Here is an 18,614-nt window from a genome sequence, read left to right on the forward strand (position 1 = left end):
ATCCGTAAGGACAAACGCCGGCAGCCGCGGCAAGTTGCCGCACCCAGCGGCGACCTGCCGCTCCGTGGGGCTTCAGTTATCCACAGCGGCAATCTGCCGCGGTCACGCGGCACTTTGCCGTCTTGTCGCACCCCGCCAGCAAGCCATAACTGGGCCGCGCGTCGCTCCCGACGCACCACACAACCCTATGGCTCGGTTCCTGTTCCCACGATGGGCCAACAAAGTGGTGCCCCTGGGGCTGCTCTTCGGAGTTCTGCCCCTCGGCGCCGCTGTGATCGGCGGATTCTGGTACTACGGTACCAACAAACACCTCGAGGTCGGGTATCAGCCGGATCAACCGGTTGACTACTCGCACAAGCTGCACGCCGGCGACCTCGGTATCGACTGCCGTTACTGCCACAACACAGTGGAGGTCTCCGGCTTCGCCGCCGTTCCACCGACCGAGACGTGCATGAATTGTCACGCCAAGGTGCGGAGGGACAGCGAAAAGCTCCTGCTCGTTCAGGAGAGCTGGGCGAACGATCAACCCATTCCCTGGGTGCGCGTCCACAACCTGCCCGACTATGCCTATTTCGACCACTCGGCCCATCTGGCCGCAGGGGTCGGCTGCGTGAGCTGTCACGGCCGCATCGACCAGATGCACAAGGTCCGGCAGGTCGCGCCGCTCACGATGGGATGGTGCCTGGACTGCCACCGCAATCCGGGCCCCCACCTCCGCAATCCCGCCGACGTCACCAAGATGGATATGGCGCCCTCGACGGCCGTCATGGCGGGCGCCGGGGTCCCCCCGAACCCGGAACCTTATCAAGATCGCGTGCCAGCGGTCACTACCTCCGGGCGGCAGGTGCAGGCGCCGCTCCACTGCTCGGGGTGCCACCGATGAAACGAACTCCCCTCCCCCTCGCCCAGGACATCTCTGGAAAGACCTACTGGCGCAGCTTGAACGAGCTCGCCGGCTCGCCCGACTTCGTCGATGCGCTCGGGCGCGAGTTCCCTCCGGCCGCGTTCGAGCCGCCGGAGGGCGTCGGGCGGCGCACCTTCCTCAGCCTCATGGGCGCGTCGCTCGCCCTCGGCGGCCTCGTGGGCTGCCGCAGGCCCGTCGAGCAGATCCTGCCGTACTCGCGCGCCCCCGAGGAGGTCATCCCCGGCCAGCCGCTCTTCTTCGCGACCGCGCTGCCGATGATGGGCACGGCCTTCGGCGTCCTCGTCGAGAGCCACGAGGGGCGGCCCACCAAGATCGAGGGCAACCCGAAGCACCCCGAGAGCCTGGGCGCGACCACCATCTACACCCAGGCCGCCGTCCTCGACCTCTACGATCCCGACCGCAGCAAGTCGCCGCGCGAGGGCGCGGCGGAGAAGTCCTGGGACGACGCGGCGGCGTTCCTGCGCGAGCAGGGCGACAAGCTCCGCGGCCGCGGCGGCAAGGGGCTCACGATCCTGACCGAGGCGCACAGATCGCCCACCCTGGCCGCGCGCCTCGCCGATCTCCGCAAGACGCTGCCCGAGGCGCGCGTCGTCCGGTACGAGCCGTTCTCGCGCGACGCCGCCCGCGAGGGCGCGCGGCTCGCGTTCGGCAAGCCGCTCGAGACCACGCTCGACCTGGCGAAGGCGCGCGTCATCGTCGCGCTCGACGCCGACCTGTTCGGCACCGACGGCAGCCCGGTCAAGCAGGCGCGCGCGTTCGCCGCGGGCCGCACGGTCGACAAGGACCCGAAGGTGATGAACCGCCTCTACGCGGTCGAGAGCACCTTCACGATCACCGGCGCGTCGGCGGATCACCGGCTCCGGATCCAGAGCCGCAAGATCCCCGCCTTCGCCTTCGCGCTCGCCGCCGAGCTCGGCAAGCGCGGGGTCGCGCTCGACGCGGAGCTGCTGAAGGCGATCGAGGGCAAGGCCGGCGGGCTCGACGCCAAGGCGACCCGCCACGTCGCCGCCATCGCCGCCGATCTCGCGGCGAACCGCGGGCAAGGCGCGGTCGTGGTCGGGCGCTCGCTGCCGAAGGAGGTCCACGCCCTCGCGCACCTCATCAACCTCGCCCTCGACAACACCGGCAAGGCCGTCCGGCTCGTCGCGCCGTTCGACGAGTCGCGCGAGGGCCCCGAGGCGCTCGTCGAGCTCGCGCGCGCCATCGAGAAGAACGAGGTCGAGACGCTGATCATCCTCGGCGGCAACCCGGCGTTCGACGCGCCCGCGGACGCGCGCTTCGCCGACGCGCTCGCCAAGGTGCCCGTGAGCGTGCACGTCTCGACGCACGTCGACGAGACGAGCGAGCGCTCCCGCTGGCACCTGAACCGCGCCCACCCGCTGGAGTCGTGGAGCGACGTCCGGGCGGAGGACGGGACGGCCAGCGTCGTGCAGCCGCTCATCGCGCCGATCTTCGGCGGCAGGACCGACGCCGAGATCATCGAGCTCCTGCTCGGCGGCTCGCGGACCGCGTACGACCTCGTGCGGGCGACCTGGCTGAACGCCGAGGGCGCGAAGCGCACCGAGCAGGACCTCCGCCGCGCGCTGCACGACGGCCTCTTCGCGGGGACCGCGCTCGCGGACGAGCAGGTGACCGCCACGACGCAGGCCGCGGTCGACGCGCTGCGGGCGTTCGCGCCCGCCGCGGCCGAGGGCCTGGAGGTGACCTTCCGGCCCGACATGCACGCGTGGGACGGGCGGTTCGCGAACAACGGCTGGCTCCAGGAGCTGCCCCACCCGATGACCAAGCTCACCTGGGGCAGCGGCGCGAACCTCTCGCCGTCCACGGCGGCGCGGCTCGGCGTGAAGGACGGCGACGTCGTCACGCTGTCGGGCGGCGGCGCCCAGGTCCGGATCCCCGTCGTCGTCGCGCCGGGGCAGGCGGACGACTCGGTGGCGATCGGCGTCGGCCAGGGCCGGCGCGCGGCGCTCCGGGTCGGGCGCGGCGTCGGCGTCGACACGACGCCGCTCCGCAAGAGCGACGCCTTCGAGCTCGCCGGCGGCTTCTCGCTGGAGAGGACCGGCGAGAAGGTGGAGCTCGCGCGGACGCAGGAGCACTTCGTCATGGAGGGCCGCCCGCTCGCGCGCGAGGGGACGCTCGCCGAGCTCGAGAACGACCCGGAGTTCGCGAAGAAGCAGGTCCACGTGCCGCCGCTCCTCAGCCTGTTCCAGGAGCCGAACCGACGGCAGGGGCACGCCTGGGGCATGAGCATCGACCTCAACGCCTGCATCGGGTGCAACGCGTGCGTGGTCGCCTGCCAGGCCGAGAACAACATCCCGGTCGTGGGCGCCGACGGCGTGCGCCAGACGCGCGAGATGCACTGGCTGCGGGTCGATCGCTACTTCCAGGGGACGAACCCGGACGAGCCGGAGAGCATCCAGCAGCCGCTCCCCTGCCAGCACTGCGAGAACGCGCCGTGCGAGCAGGTGTGCCCGGTCGCCGCCACGACGCACAGCCCCGAGGGGCTGAACGACATGGCGTACAACCGCTGCGTCGGCACGAAGTACTGCGCCAACAACTGCCCGTACAAGGTCCGCCGGTTCAACTTCTTCGAATACGGCCAGCCGGACTCGGAGTCGCGGAAGATGCAGTTCAACCCCAACGTCACCGTCCGATCGCGGGGCGTCATGGAGAAGTGCACCTTCTGCGTGCAGCGGATCAACCACGCCAAGATCGAGGCGAAGCGAGAGGGCCGGGAGCACATCAAGGACGGCGAGATCGTGACCGCGTGCCAGGGCGCCTGCCCGACGCAGGCCATCGTCTTCGGCGACCTCAACGACCAGAACAGCCAGGTGTCCGTGACGTCCGCGAGCCCGCGCGGTTACCGGATGCTTGACGAGATCAACACAAAGCCGCGGGTCACCTACCTCGCCAGGATCCGCAACAAGAACCCGGAGCTCGCCGACGCATGAGCGCCACTGCACCCCTCCAGGTCGATCACCCCCGGATCTCCGACCGCGCTGCCCTCTTGGACGAGGCGCCGCTCGTGCAGGGGAAGGACGACTTCCGTTCCCTCACCGACAAGGTCGCGGGGATCGTGCTCAACAAGCCGCCCTCGGGGTGGCTCATCCTGTTCTGCCTCGCCGTCAGCCTCCTGCTCGTCCTCGGCGGCTCGCTCGTCCACCTCGTCGGGACCGGCATCGGTATCTGGGGGCTGAACACCACGGTCAACTGGGCGTGGGACATCACCGGCTTCGTGTTCTGGGTCGGTATCGGTCACGCCGGCACGCTCATCAGCGCCATCCTCTTCCTCTTCCGCCAGAAGTGGAGGACGAGCATCAACCGCGCGGCGGAGGCGATGACGATCTTCGCCGTCGCGTGCGCCGCCATCTACCCGGTGGCCCACCTGGGCCGGATCTGGTTCGCCCACTGGCTGTTCCCGATCCCGAACCAGATGAGCATCTGGCCGAACTTCAAGAGCCCGCTGCTCTGGGACGTGTTCGCCGTCTCGACCTACGCGACGGTCTCGGCCCTCTTCTGGTTCGTCGGGCTCATCCCCGACCTCGCCACGCTCCGCGACCGGGCCACGACGCGGACGAAGCAGATCGTCTTCGGCATCCTCTGCCTCGGGTGGCGCGGCTCGCACCGGCACTGGCTGCACTACGAGAAGGCCTACCTCATCTTCGCCGGCCTCTCGACGCCGCTCGTGCTCAGCGTGCACACGATCGTGTCGTTCGACTTCGCGGTCTCGATCGTCCCCGGCTGGCACACCACCATCTTCCCGCCGTACTTCGTCGCCGGCGCCATCTTCAGCGGGTTCGCGATGGTCGTCACGCTGATGGTGTTCGCGCGCAAGGCGTTCGGTCTCCAGGGCCTGATCACCATCCGGCACCTCGAGAACATGAACAAGGTCATCGTCGCGACGGGCACCATGGTCGGCTACGCGTACGGCATGGAGCTCTTCATCGCGTGGTACAGCGGCAACGCCTACGAGCGGTTCGCCTTCGCGAACCGCATCCTCGGGCCGTACGCCTGGGCGTATTGGACCATGGTGAGCTGCAACGTCATCTTCCCGCAGCTCTTCTGGTTCAAGAAGGTGCGCACCAGCATCCCCGCGATGTTCATCATCTCGATCCTGGTCAACATCGGGATGTGGTTCGAGCGCTTCGTCATCATCGTGACGAGCCTCCACCGCGACTTCCTCCCGTCCAGCTGGACCTACTTCCGCCCGACCATCTGGGACATGTCGACGTTCTTCGGCTCGTTCGGCCTCTTCTTCACCCTCTTCCTGCTGTTCGTCCGCTACCTCCCGATGGTCGCGATCAGCGAGGTGAAGGGGATCACGCCGGCGGCCGATCCTCACGGCTCGCACAGCAACGACGAGGCTCATCATGCAGCGTGACAGCGACCCTCCGAGCCAGAAGCGCTCCGGGGAGCCTGCCTCGGCCGAGGAGGCAGGAGAGCTCAAGGACTCCGATCGCGAAAGCCAGCCCGGCGACGACGAGGCGCAGGGCTTCGTGCCCAAGGACGAGGCGGAGTACGACAAGCCCCACGCGGAGGGGCCGCACGGGAAGGCCGCGCTCGGGCTCGAGCGCAAGCTGGAGCACCGGGCCGAGGAGGCAGCGGCCGCGGCGTCGGCCCCCTACGCGCTGATGGGCTACTTCTCGACCCCGGCGGACATCTACCACGCGTGCGAGGCGCTCCGGGACGCGGGCTACAGCCGCTTCGACGCGCACACGCCCTTCCCCGTGCACGGGCTGGAGAAGGCGATGGGGCTCAAGCCGACGCCGCTGCCGTGGCTCGTGCTCGGCGGCGGGGCGACGGGGCTCATCAGCGCCATCCTGCTCGCCTGGTACACGCAGCTCCACGACTATCCGCTCATCATCAGCGGCAAGCCGTCGTTCTCGTACCAGGCCTTCATCCCGATCTTCTTCGAGCTCACGGTCCTCTTCGCGGCGCTCACGTGCTTCTTCTCGCTCTTCGCGCTCGGGCGCCTGCCGTCGTTCTTCCACCCCACCATGACGCACCCCTCATTTCCGCGCGCGACCGACGACGCCTTCTTCATCAGCGTCGAGGTGAGCGACCCGAAGTTCGATGCCACGGAGACGCGCAACCTCCTCCAGCGCGTAGGCGCGCAGGGCATCAGGGAGGTGTCCTCGTGAACCGCTGGTGTATTCCCCTCCTCGTCGTCCTCGCGGGCTGTCGAGGACAGGCGAGCAGCGACCCGCCGATCCACGTCTTCGGGGACATGGACTGGCAGCCCAAGTTCCAGCCCGAGGAGGGCACGCGCCTCTTCGCCGACGGCCGGGCGATGCGCCCGCTCGTGCAGGGCACGGTGCACCAGGGGGCGCTCGACGAGAGCGACGCCTACCGCACCGGCAAGGACGGCGAGGCGTTCCTGGCGATGGCGCCCATCACCGTCGACGAGACGGTGATCCGGCGCGGCCAGGACCGCTTCAACATCTACTGCGCGCCCTGCCACGACCAGAGCGGCAGCGGGCAGGGCATGGTGGTGAAGCGCGGGTACCCGCCGCCCATCGACCTCGCGTCCGACCGGGCGCGCGGCCTGCCCGACGGCGAGATCTTCAACGTCATCACGAACGGCGTGCGGAACATGCCGGCATATCGGAAGCAGATCCCGGTCAAGGACCGGTGGGCGATCGTCACGTGGGTGCGCGTCCTGCAGCAAAGCCAGCACGGGCGCATCGACGATGTCCCCGAGGCCCAGCGGAGCAACATCGCGAAGGAGAGCGGAACTCCATGAAGTCCCACGGAAGTGCTCTGGCCGAGGACGCGAAGGTCCTCGATAAGGCGGTCGCGAAGCGGCTCGTCTCGAGGAGCATGGTGCTCGCCGTCGTCGGCGTGGCGCTCTCGGCGCTGGCGGCGATCGTCGACACGAAGCGCTTCGCGTTCTCGTACCTCACCGGCTTCACCTGGCTCGTGACGATCGGGCTCGGCGCGCTGTTCTTCGTGATCATCCAGCACCTGACGCGCGCGCGCTGGTCTGCGGCCGCGCGCCGCCACATGGAGTGGATGAGCGGCGTCCTGCCGGCGTGCGTCGTGCTGTTCCTCCCGATCGCGGTGCTCGCCCACGACGTCTACCACCACTGGATGGGGCCCGAGGCCGCGAACGATCACGTGCTCCACGAGAAGGCGGCGTACCTGAACCCGACCTTCTTCTACATCCGCGCCGCGGTGTTCCTCGCGGCGTGGACGGGCCTCGCGCTCTGGTTCATCAAGACCTCCCGCGCGCAGGACGAGAGCGCCGATTTCCGCCCGACCGCGAAGATGCGGGCCAGCAGCGCCCCGGCCGTCATCGTCTTCGCCCTGACCCTCTCGTTCGCGGCGTTCGACTGGCTGATGAGCATCGACCCGCACTGGTACTCGACGATCTTCGGCGTCTACGTGTTCGCCGGCGCGGCCACGAGCTCCCTCTCGGCGCTCGCGCTGATCACGATCGCGCTCCACAAGGCGGGGCTCCTGCGCAAGGTGAGCAACGTCGAGCGCCAGCACGACATCGGCAAGCTCCTCTTCGGCTTCGTGATCTTCTGGGCCTACATCGCGTTCTCGCAGTTCTTGCTGATCTGGTACGCCAACATCCCGGAGGAGACGATCTTCTATCGTCACCGCTGGGAGGGCTCGTGGAAGGTCGTGAGCCTGGCCCTCTTGTTCGGCCACTTCGTCGTGCCGTTCCTCGTCCTCCTGTCGCGGCACGCCAAGCGGAGCCCGCTGGTCCTCGGGGCGGCGTCGGTGCTCCTCCTCGTGATGCACTACGTCGACCTCTACTGGCTGGTCATGCCGAACATGGATCACCACGGCGCGCACCTGAGCTGGATCGACCTCGCCGGCTTGCTCGGCCCGCTGGGCGTGGGAGCGTGGATGCTCTCCCTTCAAGCGGCCAAGAGCCCGCTGTATCCTCTGAACGACCCCCACCTTGCCGAAGCGGCTCGGATCGACAACCCGTAAGGAGCCGGCCATGAGCGAAGCGACCGACAACACTGCGACCGAGCACGCGGAGACCGAGCACGAGCATGCCGAGGCGGATCGACCGCCGAACTCGCTCATCTTCGTGATCGTGATCGCCACGCTGCTCTCCCTCGTGGTGACCGTCCTCTTCGTGAACGAGGTCTTCAAGGCGACGATGGAGCGGGAGATCTCGAGCAAGGTGCTCGAGCCGCCGAACAGCGCGCTCCGCGGCCTCCGGGCCATGGAGAAGGAGCGCCTCAGCCACTACCAGTGGGCGAGCGAGAAGGACGGCGTCGTCCGCATCCCGGTCGACCAGGCCGTGGCGCTCACGCTGAAGGCCTACCAGGAGAAGCGCATCGGGCAGCCGCTGCCCGGCGCGAGCGCCGCGCCCGCGCAGGCGGCGCAGCCCGGGCAGCCCGAGGACAGCAGCACGAAGCCCGACGAGGCCGCGGCGCCGAACGCCGAGAACGGCGCGCCCCTCCAGGGACAGGACGCAGCGAAGCCCGGCGACAAGGACGCGGCCAAGCCCGCCGACGCGAAGCCCGCCGACGCGAAGCCCGCCGACGCCAAGCCCGCCGACGCGAAGCCCGCTGACGCGAAGCCCGCCGACGCCAAGCCCTCCGACGCGCCCAAGCCCGCCGACGCCAAGCCCGCCCAGCCCGCGCAGCCGGGCGGCGCGGCCCCCAAGCCCGCCCAGCCCGCGCAGCCTGGCGGCGCGGCCCCCAAGCCCGCCAGCCCGGCGCCGTCGTCCGCTCCGGTGCAGTGATGTCTCGCCCGCTGTCCGCCCTGCTCGCCGTGCTCGCGCTCGTGGTGGCCACCGTCACCCCGGCGCGGCGCGCGCGGGCGGCGGACACAACCATTCCGACAGAGCTCGTCGGCATCGACATCGAGGAGCGGCCGGGCGCCCAGCTGCCGCGCGAGCTCAGGCTCCGCGACCAGTCGGGACAAGAGGTCGAGCTCGGCCGGTACGCGGCGGGCGACAAGCCCCTCGTCCTGGTGCTCGGCTATTTCGAGTGCCCGATGCTGTGCTCGCTGGTCCTGAACGGCGTCCTCCAGGCGATGAAGGAGAGCGCCTGGAGCGCCGGCAAGGAGTACCGCACCCTCGTCGTGAGCTTCGATCCCCGCGACACGCCCGAGGCGGCGCGCAAGAAGCGGGCGAACTACATCGAGGCCTACGGCCGGCCGGTCGCCGGCGACGGCTTCGACTTCCTCGTCGGGGACGAGGCCTCGGTGCGGGCGCTCGCCAGCACGGTCGGCTTCAACTACCGATGGGACGAGACGACCAAGCAGTACGCGCACGCGGCGGGCGCGTTCGTCTTCACGCCGGACGGACGCCTGTCGCGCACGCTGTACGGCATCTCCTTTCCACAGAAGAACTTCGGCCTCGCGCTGCGCGAAGCGGGCAGCGGGCAGGTCGGGAGCGCCTGGGATCGGGTGCTGTTGTTCTGTTTCCATTACGATCCCAACGCCCGAGGGTACGTCCTGGCGACGCAGCGGCTGATGAAGGCCGCCGGCGTCCTCACGGTCGTGCTGCTCGGGCTCTGGCTCATGCGCTTCTGGCGGACCGAACGCGCCCGCACGAGGGCGCGCGTAAACGAGGCTTCCTAGGACACAAGGTGGCGGAGCCACAATTATGGAGAATAAGAACCCGATCGAACTTGGCTCCTTCTGGCTGCCCCGCGCGGGGTCGACGCTCGCAGAGCACATCGACGCCGGCTGGGCCGCGGCCTACTGGGTCTCCGTCCTCTTCTTCGTCCTGGTCACCGGGGCGGTCGTGCTGTTCGCCGTGAAGTACCGGCGGCGCAGCGAGCACGACAAGACGAGCCCCATCGACCACAGCGCGACGGTCGAGGTCGTGTGGACGCTGATCCCGCTCGCCATCCTCATTGCGCTCTTCTTCGTGGGCATGCGCGGCTACGTGCACGCCTCCGTGGCGCCGGCCGAGTCGTACGAGATCAACGCCACCGGCGAGATGTACATCTGGACGTTCACCTACCCCGACGGGACGACGACCGTGAACGAGCTCGCCGTGCCGCGGGGGCGCCCGGTGCGGCTCATCCTGAGCTCGAAGGACATCCTCCACAGCTTCTACATCCCGGAGTTCCGCGTGAAGCAGGACGTGGTCCCGGGGTCGTACACGTCGGTCTGGTTCGAGGCGACGGACACGCGCGAGACCGTGCTCCTGTGCACCGAGTACTGCGGCTCCGGCCACTCGGACATGCTGGCCACCGTCAAGGTGATGGAGCCGTCGGACTTCGAGAAGTGGCTCGAGGGCAACAACAACAGCGACCTCCCGCCCGAGGAGCTCGGCAAGACGCTCTTCGCCAAGCGGAGCTGCGCGACCTGCCACTCGCTCGACGGGACGCGCCTCCAGGGTCCGTCGCTCAAGGGGCTCTTCGGCCGCGAGGAGGAGCTCGCGGACGGCTCGAAGGTCACCGCGGACGAGAACTACTTCCGCGAGAGCGTGTTCAACCCGCAGGGCCAGATCGTGCGCGGCTACCCGCCGGTGATGCCGTCGTTCAAGGGGCTCCTCAAGGACAGAGAAGTTGACGCGCTCATCGCTTACCTCAAGACGGTGAAGTGAGCGCCGGGGAGAAGCAGTCATGTCGCAGACAGTAACGACCCTCGACGTCAATACGGCACCGCACGGCGGCCACGAAACGGATTACATCCGGGCCAAGAGCGGGATCATGTCGTGGCTCACCACGGTCGATCACAAGCGGATCGGCCTGATGTACCTCGTCAGCACCTTCATCGCCTTCCTCATGGGCGGGGTCTTCGCGCTGGTCCTCCGGCTCGAGCTCCTGACGCCGAAGGCGACGATCATGAGCGCGAACGCCTATAACCAGATGTTCACGCTCCACGGCGCGGTGATGACGTTCCTCTTCATCATCCCGAGCATCCCCGGCGCGCTCGGCAACTTCCTCCTGCCGATCATGATCGGCGCGAAGGACGTCGCCTTCCCGAAGCTGAACCTCCTCAGCCTGTACCTCTACTGGATCGGCGCCCTCTTCACCCTCTCGTCGCTCGTCACGGGCGGCATCGACACCGGCTGGACGTTCTACGTGCCCTACTCGAGCACGGTGACCACCACGTCGGTCCTGAGCGTCACGTTCGGCGTCTTCATCCTCGGCTTCTCCAGCGTGCTCACGGGGCTGAACTTCGTCGTCACCCTGCACAAGCTCCGGGCGCCCGGGATGGGCTGGTACAAGATGCCGCTCATGCTCTGGGCGCTCTACGCGACGAGCATCGTCCAGATCCTCGCGACGCCGGTGCTCGGCATCACGCTCCTCCTGCTCATCGCCGAGCGCGCGTTCCACATCGGCATCTTCGACCCGGCGCTCGGCGGCGACCCGGTGCTCTACCAGCACTTCTTCTGGTTCTACAGCCATCCGGCCGTCTACATCATGATCCTGCCGGGCATGGGCATCATCAGCGAGCTCATCGCGGTGCACGCGCGGCGCCGGATCTTCGGCTACAAGGCGATCGCCTTCTCCAGCGTCGCCATCGCCCTGGTCGGCTTCCTCGTGTGGGGCCACCACATGTTCACCTCCGGCCAGAGCGAGCTCGCGGCGATCATCTTCTCGTTCCTGACCTTCCTCGTCGCCATCCCCAGCGGGGTCAAGATCTTCAACTGGACCGCGACGCTGTGGCGCGGCTCGATCGGCTTCAACGCGCCGATGCTGTACGCGCTGTCGTTCCTCATCCTCTTCTCGATCGGCGGCCTGACCGGCGTCTTCCTCGGGATGCTCAGCGTCGACCTGCACCTGCACGACACGTACTTCGTCGTCGCGCACTTCCACTACGTAATGGTCGGCGGCACGGTCATCGCCTACTTCGGCGGCCTCCACCACTGGTGGCCCAAGATCACCGGGAAGATGTACTCCGAGCGGCTCGCCGCCATCGCCTGCGTGCTCGTCTTCATCGGCTTCAACGTCACGTTCTTCTCGCAGTTCGTCCTGGGCAGCCGCGGGATGCCGCGGCGCTACTACAACTACCTCGATCAGTTCCAGCCGCTGCACGCCTTCTCGACCGTGGGCTCGTGGATCCTGGGCGCCGGCATCCTCGTGATGCTGGTCTGCTTGATCCGGTCGCTCCGCTCCGGCGCGCCGGCGCCGAAGAACCCCTGGGGCGGGCTCAGCCTCGAGTGGACCACCGCCTCCCCGCCCATCACCGAGAACTTCGTCCGCACCCCGATCGTGACCAAGGGCGCATACGACTTCAACACGGAGAAAGCATGAGCGCGCACGCCGAGGCCGCCGATCGGCCGAACAAGGCAGGGCCGGTCCTGTCCCCCAATTTCCACGTCGCCCATCATTTCGACTCCGCGGACACGCAGTTCGACGCCAGCAGGATGGGCATCTGGCTCTTCCTGGTCACCGAGGTCCTCCTCTTCGGCGGGCTGTTCTGCGCGTTCGCGATCTTCCGGACCTGGTTCTTCGACTCCTTCGTGGAGGCCCACCACCACCTCGACAAGGTGATGGGCGGCATCAACACGGTGGTGCTCATCTGTTCCAGCCTGACGATGGCGCTCGCCGTCCGGTCGGCGCAGAAGAGCGACCAGAAGACCACGACGCGCCTGCTCGTGATCACGCTGCTCTGCGCGGCCGCGTTCCTCGTGATCAAGTACTTCGAGTACCAGCACAAGTTCCACGACGGCCTGCTGCCCGGGAAGTACTTCACCGCCCAGGGCTTCACCACGGCCCACGCGGGGATCTTCTTCGCCATCTACTTCATGATGACGGGCATCCACGGCCTGCACGTCGTCATCGGGATGGGGCTCATCACGTGGATCCTCATCCGCAATACGCGCGGTGAGTTCTCGAGCCGTTACTACTTGCCGGTCGAGGGGGTGGGGCTGTACTGGCACCTCGTCGACCTCATCTGGATCTATCTCTTCCCCCTGCTCTACCTGGTGGGCTGAGGCCTAGAGGACAGCATGTCGACACACGCAGAAGCAGCCGACGCGCACGGACACGGGCACGGCCACGGCCACGGCGCCGACCACGTGCCCCACGTCCTGCCGCTCAAGGTCTACATCGCCACGTGGCTCACGCTGCTCGTGCTCACGGTCGTGACCGTGGGCGCGAGCTACGTCGACCTCGGCGCCGCCAACCTGGCCATCGCGGTCCTCATCGCGACGGTGAAGGCGAGCGTCGTGGCGTTCATCTTCATGCACCTCAAGTGGGACCACAAATTCCACACCCTGATCTTCGCCTCGTCGCTCATCTTCCTGGCGATCTTCATCGGCTTCACCATGTTCGACACGACCAACCGGGGCCGGGCCGAGGAGATCGAGGCCGAGCGGCCGGCGGACTGGAAGGCGCCGTTCGACGGCAAGCGCGCCGCCGACAACTGGGTCGTGAAGAAGCCGCACAAGGTGGCCCCGCCGCCCAAGCAGGTCCACCAGGGCACCGAGTGACCGGCCGCGGGGCCGCGCGCCCCGCGGTCGAGCGCCGGATGTAAGCTGGCGCACAAACGTAAGCTCCGGGAATTACAGGGGTTTCTCCTGCCGACCCCCGGGTGTGGGCGCGGGTGCACCTCGCGCGTGCTCGCGGCTTTGGTGCGCGGTACAAGGGAGCGGTTGAAAGGCAACGTCGAAAGGTTGCTCCCGGCTGAACGCCGGGCGCCTCGACCGCGCCCTGGAAGCCCTCCCTGTCCGCGCGCGGATGCAATCCTCTTTCCAATCCTGGGCGCTTGACGCCGACCCCACCAAGAGCGGCGCGCCGCCGGCCGCGCGGCGGCGGCTCGCGGTGCTGCTGTCCGGCCCGAAGCCCCCGTCCTGGGACACCGCCGACCGCTGGCTGATCCAGCTCAGGTGGGTCGCGATCGCGGGGATGATCGCGACGACGGTCGCGAGCCGGAAGCTCGTGCCCGACCTCCGGCTAGGGCCGCTCGTCCTCGGCATCGCGGCGATCACGGTGGCGAACCTCGCCTGGACCTACCGGGTCCGGCGCGCGCGCCCGCTCGACGGGGGCGAGCCCTCGGCGCGCGAGCCGGCGCAGGAGCTCGCGCGCGCCCAGCTCGTGGGCGACGTGGTCGCGAACGCCTGGATGCTCTGGTTCTCGGGCGGCCTCGAGAACCCGTTCGCGGTCTTCCTCGCCTTCCACATCGCCCTCTCCGGCCTGCTCTGCCCGCGGCGCACGACCGTGCTCGTGGGGCTCCTGACGCTGCTCGCGATCGGCGTGCTCACCGACGCGGAGCCGCTGCCGCTCGAGTCCGCGTCGCTCGACGGCGACCGCATCCGGCAGCTCGGCGACCTCGTCTCGCTCACGTCGCTGACGCTGTTCCTCGGCTTCTTCGTCGTCGTGTACGCGCATAGGCTCGAGGAGCTCCGGCAGCAGAGCCAGCGGAACGAGCGGCTGGCGATGCTCGGGCGCATGGTCGGCGGCATGTCGCACGAGCTCAGCACGCCGCTCGCGACGATCCTCCTCGCGAGCAAGGACCTCGTCGACGTGGCGCGCGAGACGGGCTCCGAGGACGCGGCGCGCATGGCCGAGACGGTGGCCGGCGAGGCCCGGCGCGCGAGCGACATCATCAGCCTAATGCGCGGGCAGATCCGGCTCGACCAGCGGCTCGAGCCGCTGGAGCTCACCCGCTTCGTGCGCGAGCTCGCGAAGGCCGAGCTCGCGCGGCTCGGCTACGGGGGCGAGATCGCGTTCGACACGCCGCGGCCGGTGCAGGCGAACGTGCTCAAGCCGGCGCTGCGCCAGGTGCTCGTCAACCTGCTCGCGAACGCGGCCGAGGCGACCGACGACCGGGCCGAGCAGCGGATCGAGGTGAGCGTCATCGAGCGCGGCGACGTCTGCGAGATCGCGGTCTCGGACAGCGGTCCGGGGCTGAGCCCCGAGATCGCCGGGCGGCTCGGGGAGCCGTTCCAGACGACGAAGATGTCGCAGGGCGGGATGGGGCTCGGGCTCTACATCAGCTCGATGATGGCCTCGCGCATGAACGCGGTGCTGCGCATGGAGAGCGTCGAGACCGGCGGGGCGAAGGCGACCTTGCGCCTCCGGCTCGACGGAACCCCGGGCCCGATGGACGCGGATCTGCCCCCCGCGCTGAAGCGCGCCGGGGCGGCCTGAGGTGAAGATGACGCGACGGATCGAGACGGCGCTGCTCGTGGACGACGACGACGCGTTCCGCACCACCTTGCAGGGCGCGCTGCGCCGCCGCGGCGTCGTGGCGAGGACCGCGGCGACGATCGACGAGGGGCTCGTGGCGCTCGAGTACGAGCCGGTGGACCTCGTGGTCATCGACTACCGCATGCCGCGCGGCGACGGGCTCAGCGCGCTCGCCAAGTACCGCAAGCTGCAGCCCGACGCGGCCATCGTGATGCTGACCGGGTTCGGGGACATCCCGCTCGCGGTGGCGGCGATGCGCGAGGGCGCGGACACGCTGCTCAGCAAGCCCGTCGACGCGGACAAGCTCCTGCGCGAGGCCGCGGGCCTCCGCGAGCGGCAGCGGCCGCCCCCCTCCTCGGCGTCGGCCCCGACGCCGCCGCCCGGGAGCCTGAAGCTCGACGACCTGGAGCGCGAGGCGATCCGCGCCGCGCTCCGGGAGTCGGGCGGCGTGGTGGCGACCGCGGCGAAGCTGCTCGGGATCGACCGGCGGACGCTGCAGCGGAAGCTGAAGAAGCTCGGGGGCTAGCGGTTGCCGAGCGCGTCGAGCGCGGCGAGGACGTCCTTCACGACGTCCTCCGTCTCCTCGACGCCGACCGAGAGGCGGATGAGCGCGGGGGAGATGCCGATCGCCGCGAGCTGCTCGTCGCTGAGCTCGTGGAAGCTCATGATGCAGGGCTGCTCGATGAGCGTCTCCACGCCGCCGAAGCTCGGGGCGATCGCGGCGATGCGGGTGCCGTCGACGACGCGCGCGGCCGCCTCGCGCCCGCCGCGCACGATGAAGCTCACGACGCCGCCGAAGCCGCGCATCTGCGCGGCCGCGACCTCGTGATCCGGGTGCGACGGGAGCCCGGGGTAGAACACCCGCTCGACGGCGGGGTGCGCCTCGAGCGCGCGCGCCACAGCGAGCCCCGTCGCGTTCTGCCGCTCGACGCGGAGCGCGAGCGTCTTCATCCCGCGGCCGATCAGCGCCGCGGCGTGGGGATCGATGACGCCGCCGAGGACGCTGCGCATGTCGCGGACGAGCGAGATCAGCGCGCTCGAGCCGGACACCGCGCCGCCGAGGACGTCGTTGTGGCCGGACAGGTACTTGCTGGCGCTGTGGACGACGAGGTCGATGCCGCGCCCGATCGGGTCGGAGTTGCACGGGGTCGCGAACGTCGCGTCGACGATCGTCTTGACGCGCGCCTTCTTGCAGATCTCGGCGAAGCGGGACAGGTCGATGCAGTGCAGGTACGGGTTCGTCGGCGACTCGCTCAGCGCGAAGCGGGTGCGCGGCTTGAAGGCCGCCTCGAGCTGGTCGAACGCGCCCGGGTCGATCAGCGTGTGCTCGACGCCGAGCCGCGAGAGCACGTTGATCACGAACTGCCGCGTGCGGCGGTACACGTCGCGGAAGAGGATGACGTGGTCGCCCGCCTTGAGCAGGGCGAACGCCGTGGTCGTCACCGCCGCCATGCCGCTCGCGAAGAGCACGGCGTCCTCCGCGCGATCGAGCGCCGCGATGCGCTGCTCGACCTCGCGCACGGTCGGGTTGCCGTAGCGGCCGTACTCCTGGCGCTCCGGGTCCGTGTCGCCCCCGGCGAAGTAGCGCTCGAGATCCGCCGTGTTCGCAAACGTGTACGTCGCCGTCTGCGCGATCGCGGGGGCGAGGGTGTGGGACGGCCGGTCGCGGAGCACACCCGCGTGCACAGCATCGGTCGAGTTCGGCAGTTCGGTCTTCATGGGGGCGCTGAGGTGGGGGGGCGCCGGGGTGGGGGCGCCGAGGGGCCGGGATCTTCGGTGCACCGGCCTTCAGAATTGTCGCACTTGACGCGTCGGAAATATAGGGAATACCATCGGTTATGTTGCATCCAGTCGAGCGCCTTGCGGCGGCCATCGACGAACACGCCGAGAACGTCGCCAAATTCAAACGTGGTGAGCTGACCCCGGACCAGTTCCGCCCGCTGCGGCTGGCCATGGGGGTCTACGCGCAGCTCGCGCACGTGAAGCACATGCAGCGCATCAAGATTCCCGGAGGGCAGCTCACGGCTGCGCAGCTGGAAGCCCTCGCGGAAGTCACGGAGCGGTGGGGTCGCGGGCTAGCGCACGTCACGACCCGCCAGGACATCCAGCTCCACTACCTGGAGATCGAGGAGACGATCGACCTGCAGCGCGTGCTCGCGCGCGCGGGGGTGACGACGGTCGGCGCGTGTGCGGACACGCTCCGCAACATCACCGCGTCGCACCTCGCTGGCGTGGTCGAGGACGAGGTGTTCGACGTGACGCCTTACGCGCTCGCGGTCACCAAGCACTTCCTCTTCCACGAGCACAACCGGCGGCTACCGCGGAAGTTCAAGGTGGCCTTCTCGGGGAGCGCGCGCGACCACGCGCAGGTCATGATCAACGACATCGGTCTGTTCGCGAAGATCGGCGACCGCGGGCGCGGCTTCGCGGTCTACGTGGCCGGCTCGCTCGGCTCGACGCCCGAGATCGCGCACCTCTGGAAGGAGTTCATCCCGGAGTCGGATCTGCTGCCGTTGTGCGAGGCCGTGGTGAGCGTGTTCCACCGGGACGGAGAGCGGAAGAACCGGAAGAAGGCGCGCCTCAAGTTCCTGCTGCGCAAGATCGGCGAGGCCGAGTTCCTTCGCAGGCTCGACGAGGAGTTCGATCGCATCAAGGCGGAGCGCGGCGACGCGCTCGCGGCCGAGCTGGCGGAGAATGTGGGCAGGTACCGGGAGAACGATCCGCCCCCGCTCACACCGCTGCGGGAGACGCTCGGCGACGGTGCGTTCGCGCGCTGGAAGCGGACCAACACGATCGCGCAGAAGCAGCCCGGCTACCGGGTGGCGACGGTCAAGCTGCCGCTCGGCGATATCACGAGCGAGCAGCTGAAGCGCCTGGCCGACCTGTCGCGGCGCTACGGCAACGGCGAGGTGCGGGCGACGAACACCCAGAACTTCGTGCTGCGCTGGGTGCCGGAGGGGCAGCTGCTCAACCTGCACCGTGAGCTCTCGCAGATCGGCCTCGCCGAGGCGGACGCGGGGCACGTCACCGACGTGGTGACCTGCCCGGGCGGCGACTACTGCACGCTCGCGATCACGAAGAGCATGGAGGTCGGGTCGCGCATCCGGGAGCACCTGGTGCCGAACGGCAGCCGCCAGGAGGCCGACGACTTCGTGAGCGCCCTCGGCGAGTTCGACATCAAGATCTCGGGGTGCCCGAACTCGTGCGGGCAGCACCACGTCGCCGACATCGGGATGACGGGGCTGATGGTGAAGGGCAAGGACGGGGTCGAGCGCCCGCACTACTCGCTCCGGGTGGGCGGCGGCTGCGGCCCGAACGCGCGCATCGGCGAGCGCCTCGACGGCCGCATCCCCGAGGAGGAGACGCCCAAGGTGATCGCCGCAATCGCGCGCTTCTACATGGCGGGTCGCGCCGAGGGCGAGAGCTTCCGCGACTTCGTGACGCGCAAGGGCGTGCAGGAGATCACCCGCGCCGGCTTCGCGGCGGCGGAGGGTGCCGCGATCTAGAGCGGTTCTCAGCTAGGACGAGAGACCGTGCTCGGTCTCTCGTCCCCGTCTCCCCTCTTCCCTCCTCCGTCTTTCGTCCCCCGTCTCCCGTCCTTCGTGCTCGTCCTTCGTGCGCGT

General features: G+C 69.1%; 16 protein-coding genes. 15 read left to right on the plus strand and 1 reads right to left on the minus strand.

Annotated features, from left to right (window positions below):
• Window positions 1-187 precede the first annotated feature (187 nt).
• The 14 genes from WMF33_RS42180 to WMF33_RS42245 all read left to right on the plus strand — a co-directional run bounded on the left by WMF33_RS42180 (window position 188) and on the right by WMF33_RS42245 (window position 15,517).
• Complete coding sequence (locus WMF33_RS42180; RefSeq protein WP_437333882.1) at window positions 188-883, plus strand: cytochrome c3 family protein; 696 nt, start codon at window positions 188-190, stop codon at window positions 881-883.
• Window positions 880-3,876, plus strand: a complete 2,997-nt coding sequence (locus WMF33_RS42185) for a TAT-variant-translocated molybdopterin oxidoreductase (RefSeq protein WP_437333883.1) — start codon at window positions 880-882, stop codon at window positions 3,874-3,876. Before WMF33_RS42180 ends, WMF33_RS42185 begins: the two co-directional genes overlap by 4 nt.
• On the plus strand, window positions 3,873-5,306 hold the full coding sequence (gene nrfD, locus WMF33_RS42190) for an NrfD/PsrC family molybdoenzyme membrane anchor subunit (RefSeq protein WP_061629775.1): 1,434 nt from the start codon (window positions 3,873-3,875) through the stop codon (window positions 5,304-5,306). Before WMF33_RS42185 ends, nrfD begins: the two co-directional genes overlap by 4 nt.
• Window positions 5,296-6,066 (plus strand): DUF3341 domain-containing protein, encoded by a 771-nt coding sequence (locus tag WMF33_RS42195; protein WP_437333884.1) that lies wholly within the window; start codon window positions 5,296-5,298, stop codon window positions 6,064-6,066. Before nrfD ends, WMF33_RS42195 begins: the two co-directional genes overlap by 11 nt.
• Window positions 6,063-6,668, plus strand: coding sequence for a c-type cytochrome (locus WMF33_RS42200; protein ID WP_061629773.1), 606 nt, complete (start codon window positions 6,063-6,065; stop codon window positions 6,666-6,668). The genes WMF33_RS42195 and WMF33_RS42200 overlap by 4 nt, the downstream gene beginning before the upstream one ends.
• Window positions 6,665-7,870, plus strand: coding sequence for a hypothetical protein (locus WMF33_RS42205; RefSeq protein WP_437333885.1), 1,206 nt, complete (start codon window positions 6,665-6,667; stop codon window positions 7,868-7,870). Before WMF33_RS42200 ends, WMF33_RS42205 begins: the two co-directional genes overlap by 4 nt.
• Before the next feature lie 10 nt (window positions 7,871-7,880).
• Window positions 7,881-8,636 (plus strand): hypothetical protein, encoded by a 756-nt coding sequence (locus WMF33_RS42210; RefSeq protein ID WP_437333886.1) that lies wholly within the window; start codon window positions 7,881-7,883, stop codon window positions 8,634-8,636.
• The gene (locus WMF33_RS42215; RefSeq protein ID WP_437333887.1) at window positions 8,636-9,478 is read left to right on the plus strand and encodes an SCO family protein; all 843 of its coding nucleotides are present in this window, start codon (window positions 8,636-8,638) and stop codon (window positions 9,476-9,478) included. Before WMF33_RS42210 ends, WMF33_RS42215 begins: the two co-directional genes overlap by 1 nt.
• Window positions 9,479-9,503: 25 nt before the next feature.
• Window positions 9,504-10,454, plus strand: a complete 951-nt coding sequence (coxB, locus tag WMF33_RS42220) for a cytochrome c oxidase subunit II (RefSeq protein WP_437333888.1) — start codon at window positions 9,504-9,506, stop codon at window positions 10,452-10,454.
• Between the two features lie 19 nt (window positions 10,455-10,473).
• On the plus strand, window positions 10,474-12,111 hold the full coding sequence (gene ctaD, locus WMF33_RS42225) for a cytochrome c oxidase subunit I (protein ID WP_437333889.1): 1,638 nt from the start codon (window positions 10,474-10,476) through the stop codon (window positions 12,109-12,111).
• Window positions 12,108-12,794, plus strand: a complete 687-nt coding sequence (locus WMF33_RS42230; RefSeq protein WP_437333890.1) for a cytochrome c oxidase subunit 3 family protein — start codon at window positions 12,108-12,110, stop codon at window positions 12,792-12,794. The genes ctaD and WMF33_RS42230 overlap by 4 nt, the downstream gene beginning before the upstream one ends.
• Before the next feature lie 15 nt (window positions 12,795-12,809).
• Window positions 12,810-13,292 (plus strand): cytochrome C oxidase subunit IV family protein, encoded by a 483-nt coding sequence (locus tag WMF33_RS42235; protein ID WP_437333891.1) that lies wholly within the window; start codon window positions 12,810-12,812, stop codon window positions 13,290-13,292.
• Between the two features lie 247 nt (window positions 13,293-13,539).
• Window positions 13,540-14,952 carry a sensor histidine kinase gene (locus tag WMF33_RS42240; protein ID WP_437333892.1) on the plus strand — a complete coding sequence of 471 codons (1,413 nt, stop codon included), beginning with the start codon at window positions 13,540-13,542 and terminating at the stop codon, window positions 14,950-14,952.
• Window positions 14,953-14,959: 7 nt separating this feature from the next.
• Window positions 14,960-15,517, plus strand: coding sequence for a response regulator transcription factor (locus WMF33_RS42245; RefSeq protein WP_437315626.1), 558 nt, complete (start codon window positions 14,960-14,962; stop codon window positions 15,515-15,517).
• Here WMF33_RS42245 and WMF33_RS42250 read toward each other — a convergent pair.
• On the minus strand, window positions 15,514-16,710 hold the full coding sequence (locus WMF33_RS42250) for a trans-sulfuration enzyme family protein (RefSeq protein WP_437333893.1): 1,197 nt from the start codon (window positions 16,708-16,710) through the stop codon (window positions 15,514-15,516). The two genes, WMF33_RS42245 and WMF33_RS42250, sit on opposite strands and share 4 nt — an antisense overlap.
• 119 nt (window positions 16,711-16,829) lie before the next feature.
• On the opposite strand from WMF33_RS42250, the gene WMF33_RS42255 reads away from it, so the two are divergent.
• Window positions 16,830-18,497, plus strand: coding sequence for a nitrite/sulfite reductase (locus WMF33_RS42255; RefSeq protein ID WP_437333894.1), 1,668 nt, complete (start codon window positions 16,830-16,832; stop codon window positions 18,495-18,497).
• The last annotated feature ends 117 nt before the right edge of the window (window positions 18,498-18,614 follow it).

It is taken from the genome of Sorangium sp. So ce394, assembly GCF_051474665.1.
GTDB classification, from domain to species: Bacteria; Myxococcota_A; Polyangia; order Polyangiales; family Polyangiaceae; genus Sorangium; species Sorangium cellulosum_D.